Annotated in this window: 15 protein-coding genes and 3 pseudogenes; 7 read left to right on the top strand and 11 right to left on the bottom strand. The window is 39.4% G+C overall.

Going from position 1 to position 20,336, the window contains the following annotated elements:
- Positions 1 to 4: 4 nt before the first annotated feature.
- A pseudogene (locus tag ACLKL2_RS12935) lies at positions 5 to 3,093 on the top strand (multidrug efflux RND transporter permease subunit).
- A 73-nt stretch (positions 3,094 to 3,166) separates the two neighbouring features.
- Here ACLKL2_RS12935 and pyrE read toward each other — a convergent pair.
- The 8 genes and pseudogenes from pyrE to ACLKL2_RS12895 all read right to left on the bottom strand — a co-directional run bounded on the left by pyrE (position 3,167) and on the right by ACLKL2_RS12895 (position 11,214).
- Complete coding sequence (gene pyrE / locus ACLKL2_RS12930; protein WP_413691991.1) at positions 3,167 to 3,808, bottom strand: orotate phosphoribosyltransferase; 642 nt, start codon at positions 3,806 to 3,808, stop codon at positions 3,167 to 3,169.
- Between the two features lie 2 nt (positions 3,809 to 3,810).
- Positions 3,811 to 4,529 (bottom strand): annotated as a pseudogene (gene rph, locus ACLKL2_RS12925) (ribonuclease PH).
- A gap of 190 nt (positions 4,530 to 4,719) precedes the next feature.
- Positions 4,720 to 4,851, bottom strand: a complete 132-nt coding sequence (locus ACLKL2_RS12920) for a hypothetical protein (protein WP_413691990.1) — start codon at positions 4,849 to 4,851, stop codon at positions 4,720 to 4,722.
- The gene (locus ACLKL2_RS12915) at positions 4,815 to 5,342 is read right to left on the bottom strand and encodes a GGDEF domain-containing protein (protein WP_413694319.1); all 528 of its coding nucleotides are present in this window, start codon (positions 5,340 to 5,342) and stop codon (positions 4,815 to 4,817) included. The genes ACLKL2_RS12920 and ACLKL2_RS12915 overlap by 37 nt, the downstream gene beginning before the upstream one ends.
- Before the next feature lie 66 nt (positions 5,343 to 5,408).
- Positions 5,409 to 6,949 (bottom strand): annotated as a pseudogene (locus tag ACLKL2_RS12910) (transporter substrate-binding domain-containing protein); the annotation flags it as partial.
- Between the two features lie 259 nt (positions 6,950 to 7,208).
- Positions 7,209 to 7,958 (bottom strand): DUF481 domain-containing protein, encoded by a 750-nt coding sequence (locus tag ACLKL2_RS12905; RefSeq protein WP_113819714.1) that lies wholly within the window; start codon positions 7,956 to 7,958, stop codon positions 7,209 to 7,211.
- Positions 7,959 to 8,368: 410 nt separating this feature from the next.
- Complete coding sequence (locus ACLKL2_RS12900; protein ID WP_413691988.1) at positions 8,369 to 8,545, bottom strand: hypothetical protein; 177 nt, start codon at positions 8,543 to 8,545, stop codon at positions 8,369 to 8,371.
- Positions 8,546 to 8,595: 50 nt separating this feature from the next.
- Positions 8,596 to 11,214, bottom strand: coding sequence for an insulinase family protein (locus ACLKL2_RS12895; RefSeq protein ID WP_413691986.1), 2,619 nt, complete (start codon positions 11,212 to 11,214; stop codon positions 8,596 to 8,598).
- A gap of 257 nt (positions 11,215 to 11,471) precedes the next feature.
- On the opposite strand from ACLKL2_RS12895, the gene ACLKL2_RS12890 reads away from it, so the two are divergent.
- The 5 genes from ACLKL2_RS12890 to ACLKL2_RS12870 are packed head-to-tail and all read left to right on the top strand — an operon-like array spanning position 11,472 to position 15,018.
- Positions 11,472 to 11,906, top strand: coding sequence for a type IV pilin protein (locus tag ACLKL2_RS12890; protein WP_113819712.1), 435 nt, complete (start codon positions 11,472 to 11,474; stop codon positions 11,904 to 11,906).
- Positions 11,903 to 12,373: a GspH/FimT family pseudopilin gene (locus ACLKL2_RS12885; protein ID WP_413691984.1), complete on the top strand. Its 471-nt coding sequence runs from the start codon at positions 11,903 to 11,905 to the stop codon at positions 12,371 to 12,373. Before ACLKL2_RS12890 ends, ACLKL2_RS12885 begins: the two co-directional genes overlap by 4 nt.
- Positions 12,373 to 12,765: a type IV pilus modification PilV family protein gene (locus ACLKL2_RS12880; protein ID WP_413691982.1), complete on the top strand. Its 393-nt coding sequence runs from the start codon at positions 12,373 to 12,375 to the stop codon at positions 12,763 to 12,765. The genes ACLKL2_RS12885 and ACLKL2_RS12880 overlap by 1 nt, the downstream gene beginning before the upstream one ends.
- 9 nt (positions 12,766 to 12,774) lie before the next feature.
- The gene (locus ACLKL2_RS12875) at positions 12,775 to 13,347 is read left to right on the top strand and encodes a PilW family protein (RefSeq protein WP_113819709.1); all 573 of its coding nucleotides are present in this window, start codon (positions 12,775 to 12,777) and stop codon (positions 13,345 to 13,347) included.
- Positions 13,348 to 13,362: 15 nt separating this feature from the next.
- Entirely contained in the window at positions 13,363 to 15,018 is a 1,656-nt protein-coding gene (locus tag ACLKL2_RS12870; RefSeq protein WP_413691981.1) for a hypothetical protein, read from the top strand.
- A gap of 79 nt (positions 15,019 to 15,097) precedes the next feature.
- Here the strand turns inward: ACLKL2_RS12870 and dtd are convergent, their stop codons facing one another.
- The 3 genes from dtd to typA form a co-directional block, all read right to left on the bottom strand.
- On the bottom strand, positions 15,098 to 15,535 hold the full coding sequence (dtd, locus tag ACLKL2_RS12865; RefSeq protein WP_413691980.1) for a D-aminoacyl-tRNA deacylase: 438 nt from the start codon (positions 15,533 to 15,535) through the stop codon (positions 15,098 to 15,100).
- Entirely contained in the window at positions 15,532 to 16,404 is an 873-nt protein-coding gene (locus ACLKL2_RS12860) for a virulence factor BrkB family protein (RefSeq protein WP_413691978.1), read from the bottom strand. Before ACLKL2_RS12860 ends, dtd begins: the two co-directional genes overlap by 4 nt.
- Before the next feature lie 124 nt (positions 16,405 to 16,528).
- Complete coding sequence (gene typA / locus ACLKL2_RS12855; RefSeq protein WP_413691977.1) at positions 16,529 to 18,352, bottom strand: translational GTPase TypA; 1,824 nt, start codon at positions 18,350 to 18,352, stop codon at positions 16,529 to 16,531.
- 458 nt (positions 18,353 to 18,810) lie between these two features.
- On the opposite strand from typA, the gene glnA reads away from it, so the two are divergent.
- Positions 18,811 to 20,229, top strand: coding sequence for a glutamate--ammonia ligase (glnA, locus tag ACLKL2_RS12850; RefSeq protein WP_113819704.1), 1,419 nt, complete (start codon positions 18,811 to 18,813; stop codon positions 20,227 to 20,229).
- The last annotated feature ends 107 nt before the right edge of the window (positions 20,230 to 20,336 follow it).

Below are 20,336 nucleotides of genomic sequence, written 5' to 3'. Positions count from 1 at the left end.
CTAAATGAAATTTACTGATACGTTTATTAAGCGTCCTGTTTTAGCCATATCTTTGAGCTTGCTCATTGTATTGCTAGGCATACAAGCGCTAAGCAAAATGCAGGTACGAGAGTACCCCAATATGACCAACACAGTGGTCACGGTAACCACCAGTTATTACGGTGCCAATGCCGACCTTATACAAGGCTTTATTACGCAGCCTATTGAGCAAGCCATTGCCCAAGCAGATAACATTGATTATATCAGCTCACAGAGTACCTTAGGCAGCTCTGTTATTACCGTGAATATGAACTTGAATACCGACCCCAGCGGTGCAGTGGCTGATATTCTTGCAAAAGTAAATGGCGTCAGCTCACAACTACCTAGTGAAGCAGAAGACCCATCCATTGATGTGAGTACCGGATCAACCACTTCCGTTATCTATATTGCCTTTTCTAGTGACCAGCTTAACTCGAGTCAAATTACCGATTACCTTCAGCGAGTCATCAAACCACAGCTATTTAGTATTAACGGCGTCGCCAAAGTTAACCTTTATGGGGGCACTGAGTTTGCAATGCGCATCTGGTTAGATCCAGAGCGTATGGCTGCCTTTGGTTTGAGTACTTCTGAAGTGATCAGCATACTTCAAGCGAATAATATTCAGTCAGCAACGGGTCAAGCAATGGGCTATTACACATTATTCAATGGTAATGCTAAAACCCAAGTGACTAATGCAGAGCAGTTAGAGAAGCTGATTATCGCGACACGTGAAGATGGTCGAACCATACATCTACAAGATATTGCACGTGTATCACTTGAAAAAAGTCATGATACTTATCGCGCCATGGCGAATGGCAATGATGCAGTAGTAGTGGCTATTGACTCAACACCCACAGCTAACCCATTAGACATCACTGCTGATGTACGAGATATGTTGCCTATCTTGGAAAAAAGTAACCCTAGTTCGATTAATATGGAAGTCCTTTATGATTCCACTATTGCCATCGAAGAATCCATTGTAGAGGTGGTTAAAACCATTGCAGAAGCAGGTTTAATTGTATTAATTGTGATGATTTTATTCTTAGGATCATGGCGTGCAGTGATCATCCCAATTATCACTATCCCACTGTCATTGATTGGTGTTGCAGTCGTCATGCAGATGTTTGGCTTTACCATTAACTTAATGACACTACTCGCGATGGTATTGGCGATTGGTCTGGTGGTTGATGATGCGATTGTCGTCGTAGAGAATATTGACCGACATATTAAAGCCGGCGAGCCGCCTTTCCGTGCCGCAATAATAGGAACACGTGAAATAGCAGTACCAGTTATTTCGATGACTATTACACTTGCTGCAGTGTATGCACCAATCGCACTAATGGGCGGTATTACAGGCTCATTGTTTACTGAGTTTGCTTTAACGCTAGCGGGTGCGGTATTTGTATCTGGGATTGTAGCCTTAACCTTATCCCCAATGATGTGTAGTAAAATGCTCACCATTAATCATCAGCCAAATCGCTTTGAACGTGGTGTTGACAAGGTGTTGACAGGGTTAACCAACAAATATGCCAATACGCTTGATGTACTAATGGTACGTCGACCTGCAATTATTATTTTTGCAATATTGGTCTTTATATCACTGCCATTCTTATTTAAATTTATTCCATCGGAATTAGCCCCTAAAGAGGATAAAGGGGTATTAATGATGCTCTCTAAAGCCCCTTCAAATGCTAATTTGGATTTTATTGAAAATAGTATGCGCTTGGTGACAGATGAGATTTCAAAGCAACCTGAAGTTGACAGCAGTTTAGCGATGTCAGGTATCCCGAATGCAAACCAAGCATTTGGCATTGCGATTATGAAACCTTGGAGTCAACGTGAAAAAAGCCCCGAGGAACTATCTGCTACCTTAACACCCAAGTTTGCAGCCATTCCTTCAGTCGCGACAGTCACCTTCCAGCTACCTGAATTACCTGGCTCTTCAGGTGGTTTACCTGTGCAATTTGTCATTACTACCTCTAATCCATTCCAGAGCTTAGTGAGTATTGCTACGGATGTACTAGCTGAAGCACAAGCCAACCCTAATTTCGTTTATTCAGAATTAGATTTAGCCTTTGACTCAGCGACCATGAATATCCAAATTGACCGTGATAAAGCAGGTGCTTACGGTGTGACGATGCAAGATATCGGTACAACCTTAGGGACATTATTAAGTGATGGTTATTTAAACCGAATTAATTTAATTGGTCGTAGCTACGAAGTCATTGCACAGGTTGAACGTAAGTATCGTTTATCACCAGAAAAGTTAGGTGAGTTCTACGTACAAGCGAAAAATAACGACATGGTACCGTTAAGTGAGTTAATTACAATTGATGTGATAGCAGAGCCGCGTTCATTGCCTCATTTTAATCAGCTTAATAGTGCCACTGTGGGGGCCGTATTGTCCCCAGGCGTCACCATGGGCACCGCCATCACTTTCTTTGAAGGCTTATCTGAGACCAAATTACCGCAAGGTTATACTCATGATTACCTTGGTGAAGCACGCCAATTTGTGACTGAAGGGGCGCGTTATATGTCACCTTTGTATTGGCTTTATTTATTATTTTCTTGGTACTAGCGAGCCAGTTTGAAAGTATGCGCGATCCACTCGTCATTATCATGACAGTACCATTAGCTATCAGTGGCGCATTGATTGTGTTGGCATGGGGCGCTGCAACCATGAATATTTATACGCAAGTGGGACTGATCACCTTAGTCGGCCTAATTACTAAGCATGGTATTTTAATTGCTGAAGTGGCTAAAGAGGAGCAATTACATCATGGTTTAGACCGCATTGCCGCAGTGAAGAAAGCCGCAACGGTGCGTTTACGTCCAATATTAATGACCACAGCGGCGATGGTAGCAGGTTTAATCCCACTATTATTTGCTTCTGGCGCAGGTGCAGCGAGTCGTTTTGGCATTGGTATTGTGATCGTAGCAGGGCTTTCAATCGGTACCCTGTTTACGTTATTTATTCTGCCTGTTATCTACTCGTTTATTGCTAGCCGACACCAACCTAGCCCTGAATTTGATGAAGATAAAGCGCCTATGGTTAACAGCCAAGCGGAATCATAGATAACGCTATAATAGCAAAATCAAAAAAGGCGAAGCATCACTGCTTCGCCTTTTTTATATCTGTTTGTTGGGTCTAAATACCGTATTGAGCGCGGTAAGCTTTCACTGACTCAAGGTGCTGTTGCATCTCTGGTAGTGTTTCAAGGTACGTCACTACATCTGCCAATTTAACAATTGAAATCACCTTAGCATCGTAATCTCGCTCCACTTCTTGAATAGCTGATAACTCTGCTTTACCTTTTTCTTGGCGATCTAAGGCAATTAACACACCCGCAAGCTCTGCTTTATGTGCATTGATAATATCCATTGACTCACGAATCGCAGTGCCCGCAGTGATCACATCATCCACTAGCATGATTTTACCTACTAGGTCCGAACCAACTAAGCTTCCTCCCTCGCCGTGTGTTTTTGCTTCTTTACGATTGAAACAGTAAGGTACATCTAGATCATAATCATTAGATAAAGCCACTGCAGTCGTTGTTGCGATTGGAATACCTTTATACGCAGGACCAAACAATAGATCGTAATCAATACCTGCATCCTGCAACGCAGCTGCGTAAAAACGACCCAGACGTGCTAAATCACGCCCAGTATTAAACAGACCGGCATTAAAGAAATAAGGGCTAATACGTCCCGATTTCAGGGTGAATTCGCCAAACTTCAACACTTGTTTTTCAATTGCAAACTCAATAAACTCTTTTTGATAAGCTTTCATTTTTACTCCATCTCCAATGCTTTTTTCTGTTCGATAATTAACTGGGTAATACTATTATTGGCTAACGCTAACATCGCTAGTAATTGTGGGTGACTAAACTCGCCTTGCTCAGCCGTTCCTTGAATTTCAATCATACCGCCTTGCTCTGTCATCACAATATTCATATCTGTTTGTGCTTTAGCATCTTCTGCATAGTCTAAGTCACAAATTGCAGTATCTTGATAGAGCCCTACAGAAATAGCAGCAATCATCTGCTTTAACGGGCTTTTCTTCAACTTCCCTTGAGCAACCATCCAATTCAACGCATCAGCTAGTGCAACACAAGCACCTGTAATGGCCGCAGTGCGTGTACCGCCATCGGCTTGAATGACATCACAATCCACAGTAATGGTGTGTTCACCTAAAGCTTTAAGATTCACAGCGGCGCGTAACGAGCGAGCAATTAAACGCTGAATTTCTAAGGTACGACCATCTTGCTTGCCTTTTATCACCTCACGTTGATTACGAGTATGAGTGGCACGTGGCAGCATTGCATATTCGGCGGTTACCCAACCTTTGCCTTTACCTCTTAAAAAACGTGGCACAGATTCAGTAATGCTCGCATTACAAAGTACTTTGTTTTGCCTAATTCAATTAATACAGAGCCTTCTGCATATTCGGTATAGTGCCGGGTAATGGTAATATCGCGATGTTGTTCGGGAGAACGGTGACTAGGGCGCATAAAAAGCGGGCCTTATGAGCAAATAAGCGCCGATTATACCGATTATCTCATCAGGTGCAAAACCCTATAAAAGAGAAGGCCAATCAGGTAATGATAAACCGTCACTGACCTAACAACAGTTTACCAACACGCGATTATGTTACTTAGGAGATGTTTCATGACTCAGGTTTCTGAGTTTATGTTTCTGGGATCAAGTTTCATGGTAGTGGTGACTGCTTTTATAAATCACCAGTTGACCAGTCCCTTTATCCTGCGCTTGATATAAGGCTTGCTTTGCACGGCGACTTAATTCCTCTTCAAGGTAGTTCCCAGCTGAGTCCATACACGCCGCGCCAATACTAACGGTAATAGGCTCAGCATCTTGCTCATCTTGAAAAGAAAAATACTGCCATTGAGCATGTAGAATATCTCAGCGGTTAACGCTTTAATTCCCTCTTCATTGGTATCTGGTAGTAGCACAACAAAGGTGTCTTCTTCGAGACGCGCTAAAAGATCCGCTGGGCGTTGTATAATATTGTTTAAACGACGAGATAACTCTATCAAACACTGGTCACCAGACTCACGGCCATAACGTTGATTAATCTGTTTTGTATTATCAATATCAATGATTAATAAAGAGATCTTCTCACCAGAACGCCTGCTTCTCACCCACTCTTTTTTGAATAACTCATTAAAGTAAGCTTGATTTGGTAAGCCGGTTAAATAATCACGCATGGCTAACCGTTCAAGGTGTCTATTTTTTTCTTGTAACTGTCGATGCTTACTCTTATAGGTGAGTAATAACAACAATAATAAGAAAAGCGTAACAAACATTGCAATCAGAGCGATTAAATACCCCTGCACGCTGGTTTTTCTCTCATATAATGCGGGTAGCCATTTATTTAAAATTTCTTGCTTCTTCTGCAAACTAATCGACTCAATCACTTTATTAAAAATACTGAGTAAAGGAAGGTTGCCTTTTTCAACGGCTAACGCAAATGAATAATCACTCCTAAATTGGTCGACAATTTTTAAATTAGGATAACCATGCTGAATCTGATTCACCATCACAGGTAGCACATCAATAAAGCCATATATATCTCCGTCACTAACCGCATCTAACCCCTCTTTCAAGGTACGGTATTCATGGAAATCGGTATCAGGGTACTGTTGACTTAATAACTCTCGATAAGAGCCGCCTTTTAACATGCCAAGTGGTTTATGCAGTACCTGTTGTAGCTTATATGGACGATTATCTTCTTCAGTAATTAATGCTAATGGAAAAGTGACATAGTCCAGGGTAAAAGAAAGATATTCACGGCGATTAGGGGTGTTTTTGATGGTCGGTGTAAAATCACAACGTCCTTCCTTTAAAGCTTGTAAAGTTTCACCCCATGTAGAGGTTGCTAATAATTCAATCGGACTACTAATGCGCTGTGCAAATAAACGAACAAACTCAGCAGAAATACCAATATGTTTACCATTACGAATCGCTTCTATTGGCAACCAATCAGGATCAACACACATAATCAACGCACCATGTCGATCTAAATAATCTTGCTGAAGCGTGGATAAAATTGGCAATCTCTCTTGGTAATTCGCCGCGTAGGAGGACTTGGCAAAACTAATTTGAGACCTCCATTTCTGATGTAAATTATCTAAGTCTTGTTTATTTAAAGATAATAATCCCTTATCAAGAATGTCACGCAGTACTAAATTACCTTTCTGAACTCCCATAAACTTAGGTAAATAATGAAAAACTTTATGGTCGATTAAGGCTGTATTGACTAAGTTTTGTAATAAAGAACGTTCTACATAATAATTAATGGCATCATAGGCATCTAATACCCCATTAACCTTACCTTCCACTAATAATTGAATGGATTGTTCCGTGGTATCGGTAAGCACTAAACGAATATCAGGGTAATATTTAGAGATTAACTCCTCATAAAAGAACCCTTTGATCACTGCAATTGATTCTATATCACTAAGATCATTTAAGTAGACCTCTCCAGCCCTAGTTAATAAACCATCTACAGAGCTCAATGTTTGATAATGGGTAAAGGTGGTAAATTTTTGTCTTTCTGGGGTTATTTTCATATTAGAGATAACATCTATCTCTCTATTCTTCATTTTTTTAGAATTTCAGCCCACTCATAGCCGACAACAAAATCAATTTTTAACCCTACTTTATCAGCGACTAAGCGCATTAAATCATTGTTGTAACCAGAGACTTCGCCATTCTCAATATAATTAAAAGAGTACCAAGAATCCGACGTGTGAACTTTAATAACCGGATGCTGTTTAATGTACAGCTTTTCTTGATCAGTAAATTCTACGTTGAGGTTTTCTTGCTGGGCAAAAACAGGATGAGCGAAAATCAGTGCCAGAAGCACAGTATGAATAAATATCAGTGGGAGGGAAGGCACATAACGCCGCATTAAAATCAACCTTTTAAGTAATAGCAAAAGATTCTAACAAATGCAGATGACTAACATAAGAATTAAAAAATAAAAACAAAGTTCAACAGGAATAATGTGATCAAATTAACATTAACAATATCATTTTGAGCCATTTTATGATAAAAATCAGTTGATTACGAGTTATCAAAAAGAAAAGGTAGGCGCTGAGAAAAAATAATAGCCTTATTTTTAGATGATAATAAGGCTATTTAATGGTGTTGTGATTAAATGCTACGCATTAAAAACCATATAATAAGGTCATCGTTGTTTCTGTATCAGTGCTTTTCACGTCTTCAAGTGGCTTGTTATCATAACGCACTACAACCGCGAATTTCATTGCTAATGAGCCCACTAGATTAGCTGAGATTGATGTTTCAGAACGGCCATCGAACTTACTACCCCAATCGGCAACAAATTTTTGTTGGAATTTTGCAGAATCACCAATTTTAGTTTCAAAATCAACAACGATATGGGCGACTGCACTTGCATCGTAATCTTCACCTTCAGTTTCCGCTGAATCATCATCATATTTTTGGTAAACATAACCAGGGCCAATTTCACCCGTTAAAGACATATCTTTTGAATCAATGAAACGGTAACCATAACCAGCAGATGTACTTGATGAGTAGTCATAACCTGAGAACGGGTCAATCTCATAGTTAGTATTTGCAAAAGCATAGCTGGTATCATTGATTTGATAATCACCTTGTACTTCGAAGTAATAACGTTTTGCTGTTACTTCATCTTCATCTTTTTTGTAGGTACCATCAAAAGAGTAAGTATTTTCCCAATCAGACAGCTCTTGCTTTATTTCTAAAGCCGCTTTAAATGAAGAAGTATCAGTGTTACCTGTTGTTACTGTTGCCCCTAACTCGGCTTCACCTGCAACCGTTGCGTCACCTTCAACAAACTCGCTTTTTTCATCAGCTGCATAAACATTTAATGGTAATGCAAATGCAATCGCCGTTGTAAGTAGTATTTTTTTCATACTGTTCGTCCTTTAGTTTTTATTGTTATAAATTTACCCTGTACTTATACCCATTACAGCCATTAATAGATCAACTTTTACCTGAGTAAAAGTAACTTAATTTCATGTAATTAGTGCCCGTTAGCAGTACATTCAATAGGTTGATTTGATCGCGCTCCTCACCAACAACACATTGCGCTTGCTTCGGATAATACTTCATATATTTCAATACTCACCATAAACAAAAGCCCTTATAGGTTTTCGCCTAAGGGCTTGAATAGGTCATTATTAATGAAGTGTCAGTAAGTTTCTTACCGTACATTAAGTGTGAGCCTTGTCACTTATAAAAGTTCACATATTCTCAATGAAAAGTAAAATTTACTTTGCTGCAATATCTAATTGATCAACGCTTGAAATAGGGATCTCAAGCGTTAGTGATAGAGGGGTTCCCCGCTGAATTTTTTACCTTTGACCTGGACAATGATTTGTTGCGCGGCACTTTTATCAAAAAATAGATGATTATAATATGCCTGTACTTGTTTTAAACTAACAGACTGCAATAACTCTATATGCTGTTGTTTAGTATCTATTTTTTCTTTGTTATTCATCCACTCACCAATTAGGTAAGAAAACTCTGTGCTTAAATTACTTGGTTTGGCTAAATAATTAGCAATATGTGCTTTTTTATCTCTTCAAAATCGCTTTCAGATGTATTGTTTAATACCCCCTTAAAGCTCTCTAAAAATGCTTGGAAACGTTCATATAGGGCTGCACTACCAATGGTTGGACTTTGTGTAAACAAACCAAACCCAACGCTTTTACCCACTTCGAAACTGGCACTAAAAGGAGAATAAGTTAACTGTTCTTGAGTACGAATTTGATCATAAAAAGCAGGTTTTAATAACTTATTTAACAACTCGGCTTTAGCGGATGAACTCGGGTCTTGATCGGCGGCTAAATAAACACTGGCTAAGGCATCATCTTCCAACTCCGATTGACGTACAAAGTTTAATGCACCTTGTTCAGGCATCGCCTGTAAACGCTCACTCTTATAAAAAGCCTTAGGCTGAATCTTAATTTTCACTTTTAATTGCGCAGTTAATTGCGACACATCCACGGTAGAAAAATTACCCAATGCTAATAATCTCACACTAGACTGTGCGAATATCTGTTTAACAAGTTGTTTAAGGTCATCACTGGTCACCGAGTCAACTGCAGCTAACAAACTTTCATTTGAAAAAGATGGCAAACGTACTACCTTTCTAAACCCATCTAAACCTAAGTCCATCGCTTTCATTTTTGATTGATTGTTTAAGCGACGTACCAACTCCTGTTTTGCTAAAGAGAGCGACTGTTGATCAATATCCATGCTTTCAAAGTAGCTTAATAGCGTTAATAATAGATTGCCCTGTTTATCACTGTAACCACTAGTGCTAATCATTAACCCATCATTACTGCTAATAGAAAAACCTAATCCTGCTTCTTGAGTAACAAAGCTCAACTCCGATAACTGTTTTTGTGCAATATCCAATAACAAGTTAATTTTTATACGGGCTGCAGCGCTTTGATCATTTAAATCATTGTTAAGCTGTAGTCGATAACTGCCCTTAGGTTGCTGTAAATCACTCTGTTTAACCCATACCGACAAACCAGACTCTTTGACTAAAGGTATCGCTTTTTTAGTTTTCTCTTTTACTAGGGATAGGTCCTCAGGTAACCATTCGTTACGAACAGGTAATGTCATGTCAGGTTCGATAGTCTTTGCCACTGCTAACCACTGCTTTAGTCGACTAGCACTGATTTTATTCTGTGAATATTTACCTTTATAAAAAGGAATATCTTTTTTAACAACAGCATTAGGCGACACTAAAAAAACACGGCTATTTTCAGGTGTTAAGTAGTCAGTTAGCGCTGCGATTAACTTAGGCTTAAACCCATCTAAACGAAATGAATAGGAAAGTAGGTCTTGTAATGGGTATTTCTGCATATTGGCAGAGAGTGACATAACGTACTGAAAGCTTGATTGTTTAGGTAAAAATTGGAAATAATTATCTAGGCTTTTTTTCTGCTCTGAATACTGTAATTGATTAATCCCTTTGTTTTTAATCAGTTCAATATAAGCAAACAAACTCGCTAATACCGTATCTTGTTTAGTTAAGCCTTTATTGGTTAGCTTAAAGGTCATGCTAAACTGTGAATATTGCTCACTCTGCGCACCATAAAACCCTGCCGATACAGATTCTGCTAACCCTTGTTTTTGCAGATAATCAGACAAGCCACCTTTATGATCAGAGCCTAACAAGCGGCTAATATAACCACCTGGCTGGTACATATAATCCTCTTTCACGCTCGGCACTAAAAAGTTAACTTGTAATAATTTTAGCTCAACCGTAGGTTTCATTTGCACTTCTAACGCCAACTGTTTATCAGTTAATAAAGGCGACATGATCACTGGCGTAGCGACATTATTATTAGGAATTTGCGTTAGGTACTTCGCGGCAGCTTTTTGCAACTCTTGTATTGAACGAGGACTAATTAAAGCAACTTTCATGTTATTAGCAGAGTAATGCGCTTTGAAAAAGGCAGTCAGCTCTTGTTGTAAGTTACTATTAGGTTTATCAACTAAAGTTTCTAAATTACCTGTGCTAAAACGAGCCATTGGATGCTCAGGATTTAACGAATAACGTTGCAATGCATACAGCTTACGCATGTCGTTATCTACATAGGTTTCATTTTCTGCATTGACTGTATGGCGCTCTTTTTCGGCATACTTTTCATCTAATAATGGCTCACTCATTACGTCACCTAGTCTGTCCAAGGCTTCCGAAAAGGCACTGTCATTAACCTCAAATCCATACACAGTTGCATCCTGCGCGGTATAAGCATTGGTATACCCGCCATTTTGACTCATGAATTTACTGTATTCATTGATCACAGGGTAACGTTTAGAGCCTAAAAACAACATATGCTCCAAATAATGCGCTAAACCAAGCTGAGAGTCTGGATTATGCATACTGCCAATAGGTACTGATAAAGAAGCCGCACTGTTTTTTAAATCCGGATCTGAAATCAATAACACCTCTAATTGATTCGCTAAACGAATCACCTGATATTGACGTTTATCATTAGGGCTTTGGGTAATCGAATTATTAATGACTTCAATATTTTTCATAGTGGACTCTGATGAAGGTTCAGGGGCTGCATAAACAACAGCAGAAGTAGAAAAACTTAAACACAGGCAATAAAATAATAGGTAAATAGGCTTACTTGGCAGCATTTAATCAGCTCTTTTAATTATATTATGGGCGTACTTGGTTCAGACAAGGGACTATGCAACAAGTAAAAGAAAAATAAAAGCCTCCTCCCAGTGAATACGGGTTTTAAATGAATAAACTCCTGTACACAAAATAAGCACTACCTAATACTTGTTAGTTAGCATTTAACTGTTTATTATTTGTCATACGAATATGCACGTTCGAATCATATCAATAGACTCGATAATTCAACCTCACCAACCCATGGCATCAATAGATAATGATATTTTTTACGACTAGGCTTTGGAATAAAACCAAGACCACTAAACTAGCGACAAAACAAAAAGGTTTTACCTTAATTGAGTTGCTTATTGTAATTGCCATTGTGGCCATTTTGGCGCAGATTGGCTTTGCTTCTTATTTGACGGCCGTGCAAAAAAGTTATCGCTACGATATTCAACAATCCATGATTGAATTGAGTCAGCAATTAGAGCGTTATTATTCTCGTAATGGTAATTACACAGGCAGCAGTGCCACTGCCGAGGATTATACCAACAGCTACTATACCGTGAGCTTTAGCACCTTAGAAGATGACCAATATACCATTTCCGCGGTACCTGTTTCGACTAGCAGCCAATCCGGAGATAGTTGTGCAACGTTAACATTTGATTACCTTGGTAATAAAACACCAACAACATCAGGGTGCTGGAAATGATACCGGTAAAGCAGCAAGGATTCACATTAGTTGAGCTGATGATAACAGTGGCGATTGTTATTATTTTATCGATTATTGCTATTCCAAGTTGGACTGCATTAATTCGTGATAACAGTATTGCAGTTGCGGTTAACCAAGTGCAAAGTATCTACCAATTAACTCGCTCAGAAGCCTTAAAACGCAACGAAGAAGTGACATTAACCTCATCCAATAACCGCTTAACTTGGACATTAAGCAATGTGGTCTCTGGTGCAGATAGCACTATCAAAACCATTACCTTAGCCACAGATCAAGTTAGCATTACCCCTTCTGCAGGTAGCAGCACTGAAGTTTCTCTGACCATACAAAAAACTGGATTTGCAGAAAATGAGCAGATCGCTTTTAGCTGGGAGGATGAATACCGCTGCTTAGCGATTTATAGCAGCGGGCAAACTCAAATCAGTAGTGATAGCGGAGACTGTAGCTAATGAAAACACAGCGCTCACCAAATCAGCTAAAAGGTTTCACCCTGATTGAATTACTGATTGCTGTGCTTATTGCTAGCCTCTCTGTATTAGGGTTAGCTTATACACAAAATAAAAGCCTGCAATATGCACGTAGTAGTAGCCAATATACACTGGCAAGTATCGAGGCAAGCAATACAGTAGAGCAAATTTGGAACTCACTGTGTGAATTAAAAGATGGAACAGAATCACTCGATGATTTAACCCTAGCGGATGGTTTTACTCGTAGTTTCGATCCCAACACCTTTGATATTACAAGCACCCTAGCCATTACCATAGATTGGGGTGATCAACGTTTAGCCGATGTTGAAGATGAAATCACAGTACAAGCTGTTTTCCCAGATATCTGTCCATAGGTGTATAAAATGCAACCATTATATAAGATGAAACAAACTGGATTTAGCTTAACTGAATTAATGATTGCAATGGCATTATCATTATTAATTGTATTAGGCATAGCAACAGTATTCTCAAGCTTAAAAGAAACCTCAACTTACTCACAACAATTAGAAAACACCCAGGAAGTGCTACGTTTTAGTAACTCTATTTTTGCTCGTGCTATCCATCGTGCTGATGAAATGGATGATAAGTCTTATACTGGTAGCGACGGTAATACTTATAAACAGTTAGATTTAACCTTTAATTTAGACAACTTAGATACAGGTGAAACCTACACCAGCTGCTTAGGCAATGATATGAGTAGCCAATATTATGAAAGCTATCGCCTTACTGACGGTGAATTAATGTGTGCAGAATATACAACCGATGGTTTAGATGACGCGAGTAAAGTGTTTACTGCAATCGGAACAAACATTGATACATTAACCTTTGCTATCACAGATAACTTATTAACCGTGACAATCACCCCTACTGATGAGACAGATTCAGTACAAATGATGTTTGCTCAACGCCAAGCTATTTTCGGCTTAAATGAATAGGGTTAGGAAATAAACATGAATAAGAGAGCCTTCAATCTGCCCAAAAATCATCAAGGGTTTGCATTAATCACCATCTTAGTTATCTCGTTTCTTGGCAGTTTAATTGTGTTTGACACTATCCAGGAAAACCTCAACCAAGAACGTATGGCGGGTAATTATTCCAAAGAGCTGAACGCACGTTTACAAGCTGAAAATGGCCTTGCAGAAGCGTACAACATGCTTAGTGCTGACAGTACATTATCAACAGACGATATGATGACTCAATTGAACAGTGCGCAAAATGACGCTGGCGGCTATCACCATAATATCGATGCATGGTTAGATAGCGATATCAGAGAAGTGAATAGTTCAGGTTTTCATTACGACGGTACGTATGCCATGCGAGGCTCATTTTCATTAGCATCCTCTTCCGGTAACACTGTTTTTACTGGCGCTATTACAACTTGTGATGGTGCGACGTTAGGGGGTAGTGGCACCATAGACAGTTATGACTCAAGCGAAGGGGCTTATGACTCAAGTAACCCGGGGAATAATGGCGATGTGTCTGTATTAAACGAAGATGCAAGTGGGTTAGATTTGAGTGGCAGCTCACCTATTGATGGAAATGTTTCTATTAATGGAGACTTAACGATGTCAGGCTCGGCATCTATTTCCGGTGATGCTCATGTATCAGGTAATATAGATTTAGGCAGCTCCGGTTCAATTGATGGGAATGCTCAAGCAACAGGTAACGTTACTAATTCCTACTCATCAACGACCATGGATAGCATCAGTGCGAATGGTGATGTCACCATACTAAACAGCTATGATAATCCCATCTCATACAGTGGTGAATTAAATTACCCAAGTTATGGCAGCGTCAGTAATGCAACCTATTACGATACAGACCAAGTCAGCGCAGTCGGCACTGAACCCTGTGATGTGTTGGATTTAGCGAGTGAATTCGCCAATACAACTGATGGTGTTGGTAGCTTAGTTAATAGCGAGTCGACCACTGTTGAATTTGGTTATCCCACCAATGAATATGTGATTAGTGACTCAGGGCTAACGGCATATGATGAAACATGGAATGTAAATGATTGGGTTGATGTTGAAGTTGAAACTGCAGATATCACTTTCTTAGATTCAGACACTTCGGTTTATATTATGGATATTGACTCTTTTAGTAACGCAAGCCTAACACTGACTGTCGAGAGTGGCAGTAATGTGGCTATTTATCTCAGTGATTCAACATTTCTTGGCGGTAGCATTATAGTGGAAGATGGTGCTTCATTAACGTTAATTACTGAAAGTGATGTAACAATGGGCAGTAATGGCAGTGTCACCAATGTACTAGATTCTGATGGTGATGGAGTATATGAAACAACCTCCTCAGCTTCAGTAAATAGCGAGGGTGATATTTCTACCATTCTCTATTCAAACTATGAATCTAGCAATGATTCTGACTATGGGATTGCTTTACAAGGAGCGGCAGATTCTGCGTTCACTGCTTATGCGCCTAGTGCAGCAATGAATGTTACTGGCAGTGGTGATATCTATGGCTCTTTACGTGCCGATTATTTGAATGTGACGGGCGGTGCAGGAGTGCACTTTGACGAGCAGATCACGAGTACCAATATCGGAGATTCAGATTCTAGTTCATCCACACCAGAAATTACTCGTTGGTTTTAATCAAAGCACACTCATATCGAACTAACCCGTAGTATCATTGAGCATACTATGGGTTACCTATTACAAAGTATCCATCTAATTAAACCTGCAACCAAAAAGTAGTAGGTCCATCATTGGTTGAAGTGACTTGCATATCTGCTGCAAAAATCCCATTTTCAACATGACAACCTAGTTGTTCACATTGCGCACTAAAATACTCATACAGGCGTTTCGCTTCAGCAGGTTCAGCGCTATTGCTAAAGCCTGGGCGATTACCTTTTTTAGTATCAGCTACCAAGGTGAATTGAGAGATAACTAACAGATCACCCTTGGATTGTTTTACATTTAGGTTCATTTTGTCATTGTCATCAGCAAAAATGCGATACGCTAAGACTTTCTCCGCTAAACGTTTAGCCTGACTATCGGTATCGCCTTTTTCTACACCTAATAACACTAATAACCCACTATCAATCTGCCCAACTATCGCATTTTCGACTGTTACAGATGCATTCGTAACTCGTTGTATCATGGCTATCATGATACTTCCTCAAGTTCATCATTCTCTATGTCATCAGGATAAAAGAACTCATCTAAGGTAGATGTCACTTCTGCGCCTATTAATACAATTAACCAACTAAAGTAGATCCAAACAAACATAATAGGGATAACCGCTAAAGCACCATAAATAATTTGTTGAGATGGGAAATTGGTAATGTATAAGCTGAATAAGTCAGTCGCTAAATTAAACATTAACGCCGCCACAAAACCGCCAATAACAGCGCAACGAAGTGTGACACGCTGATGTGGTACTAAGGTATAAACCCCAGCAAAAGCTAACCATGAAAAAAGAAAAGGCATAAAACTCAATAACTGCTGCCCAACTGACAAAAAACCATCGGTTTGCACAATAGAAAACAGGTAAGAGCTTAATGCAATGCTACCGCCGATAATAATTGGGCCTAAGCTCAAAATAGTCCAATAAATAGTAAATGCATGGATCGTTGAACGTTTTCTATTACAACGCCAAATGCGATTCAAGGTTTGATCGATAGTGGAGATCAGTAATAACGCGATCACTACCAAGGAAGCAATCCCGACCATACTCATCTGCTTGGTGTTTTCAATAAAGCCAGTCATATGCTCTTTAACGGCATCACCTGCTGTGGGTACAAAGCTGTTATAGATCAGGTCTTCAATAATACTATTTAATTCTGAAAACATGGGAAAAGCGGAAAGCATATAAAAAACCACCGCAAGACAAGGGACTATCGATAACAAAGTCACATAAGCGAGGTGCCCTGCGGGTACTTTGATATTATCTTCTTTACTGCGTTTCCAGAGAAAAATACCGTAGCCATACAGCGCTTTTGATTTTCCGATTAATACTTGCTGGTCTAGTTGTAACATAATACTCCTCAGCATTATCAATGAATGATCGAGCATGAAATGATTGGTTATTAAATTGAAAGCAAAAAAAAGGCCTTACAATGTAAGGCCTCATCTTAACAAGTTAAACGTTTATGTAAACGACTTAACCTTTAGCTGGACGAGCAGCACGTTTACGTTCGTTCTCTGTAAGTAGTTTCTTACGGATACGAATGCTTTCTGGTGTTACTTCTACTAATTCATCAACATCAATAAACTCTAACGCTTGCTCAAGAGTTAGTTTGATTTCAGGTGATAACGTTTGCGCTTCATCTGTTCCTGATGCACGTACGTTAGTAAGTTGCTTACCTTTAACACAGTTTACTGTTAGATCGTTTGCACGGTTATGAATACCGATAATTTGACCTTCATATACTTCTGTACCGTGACCTAAGAATAGGCGACCACGATCTTGTAAGAAGAATAAAGAGTAAGTAACCGCTTTACCTGCTTGGTTTGAAATCAATACACCATTTTGACGTTGACCGATAGTACCGCCTTTATGAGGACCGTAGTGATCAAAGCTATGGTATAAAAGACCAGAACCAGAAGTGATTGTCATAAACTCAGTTTGGAAACCGATTAAACCACGACTTGGGATCATAAAGTCTAAACGAACACGACCTTTACCATCTGGGATCATATTAGTTAGTTCCGCTTTACGGATACCTAATTGTTCCATGATAGAACCTTGATGCTCTTCTTCACAGTCAATTGTCAATGTTTCCATTGGCTCATGTAATTGGCCGTCAATCGTCTTTTCAATAACTTCAGGACGAGATACTGCTAATTCGTAACCTTCACGACGCATGTTCTCGATTAAGATACCTAAATGTAGTTCACCACGACCAGATACTTTAAATTTATCCGGATCTTCAGTTTCTTCTACTTTAAGTGCAACGTTATGTACTAGCTCTTTGTGTAGACGATCTAAGATATTACGTGAAGTAACGTATTTACCTTCTTTACCACAGAATGGAGAAGTATTTACTTGGAATGTCATTGTTACCGTTGGTTCATCAACCGTTAACGGAGGCATTGCTTCAACATTAGTTTGTGCACAAATCGTATCAGAGATTTTAAGTTCACCTAAACCACTGATTGCAATGATATCACCAGCATCTGCTACTTCAACATCATGACGCTCAAGACCTAAGTAACCTAATACTTGGCCAACTTTACCTTTACGCTCTTTACCGTCAGCACCAACAATAGTAACTTGTTGATTAACTTTAACGTTACCACGTGTAATACGGCCAACACCGATTACACCAACGTAAGAGTTGTAATCAAGTTGAGAAATTTGCATTTGGAAATCGCCTTCGCGATCCGCTTCTGGTGGAGCAACATTATCAACGATAGTTTGGAATAAATCTTCCATGTCATCTTTTTGCTCGTCCATATCAGTACTTGCCCAACCGTTTAATGCAGAAGCATAAACAACTTGGAAGTCTAATTGGTCATCAGTTGCACCTAAGTTATCGAATAAATCAAATACTTGATCCATTACCCACTCCGGACGTGCACCTGGTTTGTCAATTTTGTTAATAACAACAATTGGCTTAAGGCCATGTGCGAATGCTTTTTGTGTTACGAAGCGAGTTTGTGGCATTGGACCATCAACCGCATCAACAATAAGACAAACACTATCTACCATAGATAGAATACGCTCTACTTCACCACCGAAGTCAGCATGTCCAGGAGTATCTACGATATTGATATGGTAATCGTTCCATACGATTGCTGTGTTTTTTGCAAGGATCGTAATACCACGTTCTTTTTCAAGATCGTTAGAGTCCATTACACGTTCTTCAGAACCACCGCGTGAATCTAATGTACCAGACTGCTCTAACAGTTTATCAACCAATGTTGTTTTACCATGGTCAACGTGAGCAATGATGGCAATATTTCTTAATTTATCTAACGACATGATGCGCCTCAAAAATAACTTACTATTAAAAATACCAATTAAATAAAAGTAGACGCGTCTATTTTTATTTAATTGGTATAAAAAGAATTAGGCTATAAAAGCACAGGAAGTGTTCTAGCCAAATGTGCGCACATTGTAAACATAATTTCAAAAATAGAAAGTTTTAAGTCGGTCACAGTTAGCTAAATTGCCTAAAACAGCGAAATAAAGCAGGGTTAATATCACATCAAAACAATAACGCACCAAATAGGTGCGCGATCGCACCAAATAAGTTCAAAAAAGTGCTATATCACCCTTTTTGATAGGGCCAATCGTCAGGCTTGATAGGGGCAAGCGAGTTGGCATATTTTTGGCAACATGATATATATAAGTTTAGAAATCCAATAAATGCTTATTTCTTTATCAAGAAATAAGCATTCAATTCATCACATTTCCGATGTCAAATGAGGTTCTACAACATGTCTGTACAAACAATCCAAGACGTTTTATCTTTAATCCAAGAACAAGATGTAAAATTCGTTGATTTACGCTTTACTGATACACATGGTAAAGAGCAACACGTATCGATTCCACACCATCAAGTAACTGAAGACTTCTTCGAAGAAGGTAAGATGTTCGATGGTTCTTCAATCGCAGGCTGGAAAGGCATTCAAGACTCTGACATGGTACTAATGCCAGTACCGTCAACAGCTGTATTAGACCCATTTACAGATGATGTAACACTGAACTTACGTTGTGACGTATTAGAACCAAAAACCATGCAAGGCTACGACCGTGATCCGCGCTCTGTTGCTAAGCGTGCAGAAGCTTATATGCGCTCTACAGGTATCGCAGACACAGTACTATTTGGTCCAGAACCTGAATTTTTCCTATTTGATGACGTGAAATACGGTAACAGCATTGCAGGCGCGTTTTACTCTATTGATGCTAAAGAAGCAGCATGGAATTCAGGTACATCTTATGAAGATGGTAACACAGGCCACCGTCCAGGCATCAAAGGTGGTTACTTCCCAGTAGCACCGGTTGATTCATCACAAAATACACGTTCAGCGATGTGTTTAATCATGGAAGAAATGGGCTTAGTCGTTGAAGCACATCACCATGAAGTAGCAACAGCGGGTCAAAATGAGATCGCTTGTCGCTTTAACACTATGGTTGAAAAAGCCGATGAGATTCAGATCTACAAGTACGTTGTACATAACGTAGCACACGCCTACGGCCAAACAGCAACGTTTATGCCTAAGCCGTTAGTTGGCGATAATGGTTCTGGTAACCACTGTCACCAATCATTAGGTAAAGATGGTGTTAACTTATTCTCAGGTGACGGTTACGGCGGCCTATCTGAGCTTGCGCTTTACTACATTGGCGGTATCATCAAGCACGCTAAAGCAATTAATGCATTTACTAACGCATCAACTAACTCATACAAGCGTCTGATCCCAGGCTTTGAAGCACCAGTAATGCTAGCTTACTCTGCGGGTAACCGTTCTGCATCTATCCGTATTCCAATCGTACCAACAGCACGTGCTGCACGTATTGAAGTACGTTTCCCAGACCCAACAATGAACCCTTACCTAGGTTTCTCTGCGATGTTAATGGCGGGTCTTGACGGTATTAAAAACAAGATCCACCCAGGTGAATCTTTAGATAAAGATTTATACGACTTACCAAAAGAAGAAGCAGATGCAATCCCACAAGTAGCGGTTTCTTTCGAAGAAGCATTAGCAGCACTAGATGCTGACCGTGACTTCTTAATTGAAGGTGGTGTATTCTCAAATGAAGCAATCGATGCATTTATTGAACTAAAAACGGCTGAATGTGAAGCTGTTTCACAAGCAACACATCCTAAAGAGTTTGACCTGTACTACAGCGTATAATCCATCTCTCTTTTTAAATTAAAAAAGGACTGCATATTGCGGTCCTTTTTTGTCTTTATTGATAAATCCCCTTAAAAATATAAAACTGGCTTACTTCTTGCTAATTT

Source organism: Psychromonas sp. KJ10-2 (assembly GCF_047323255.1).
Lineage (GTDB): Bacteria > Pseudomonadota > Gammaproteobacteria > Enterobacterales > Psychromonadaceae > Psychromonas.
The sequence above is the reverse complement of the archived record's forward strand: the minus strand, read 5'-3'. Positions and strand labels throughout refer to the sequence as shown.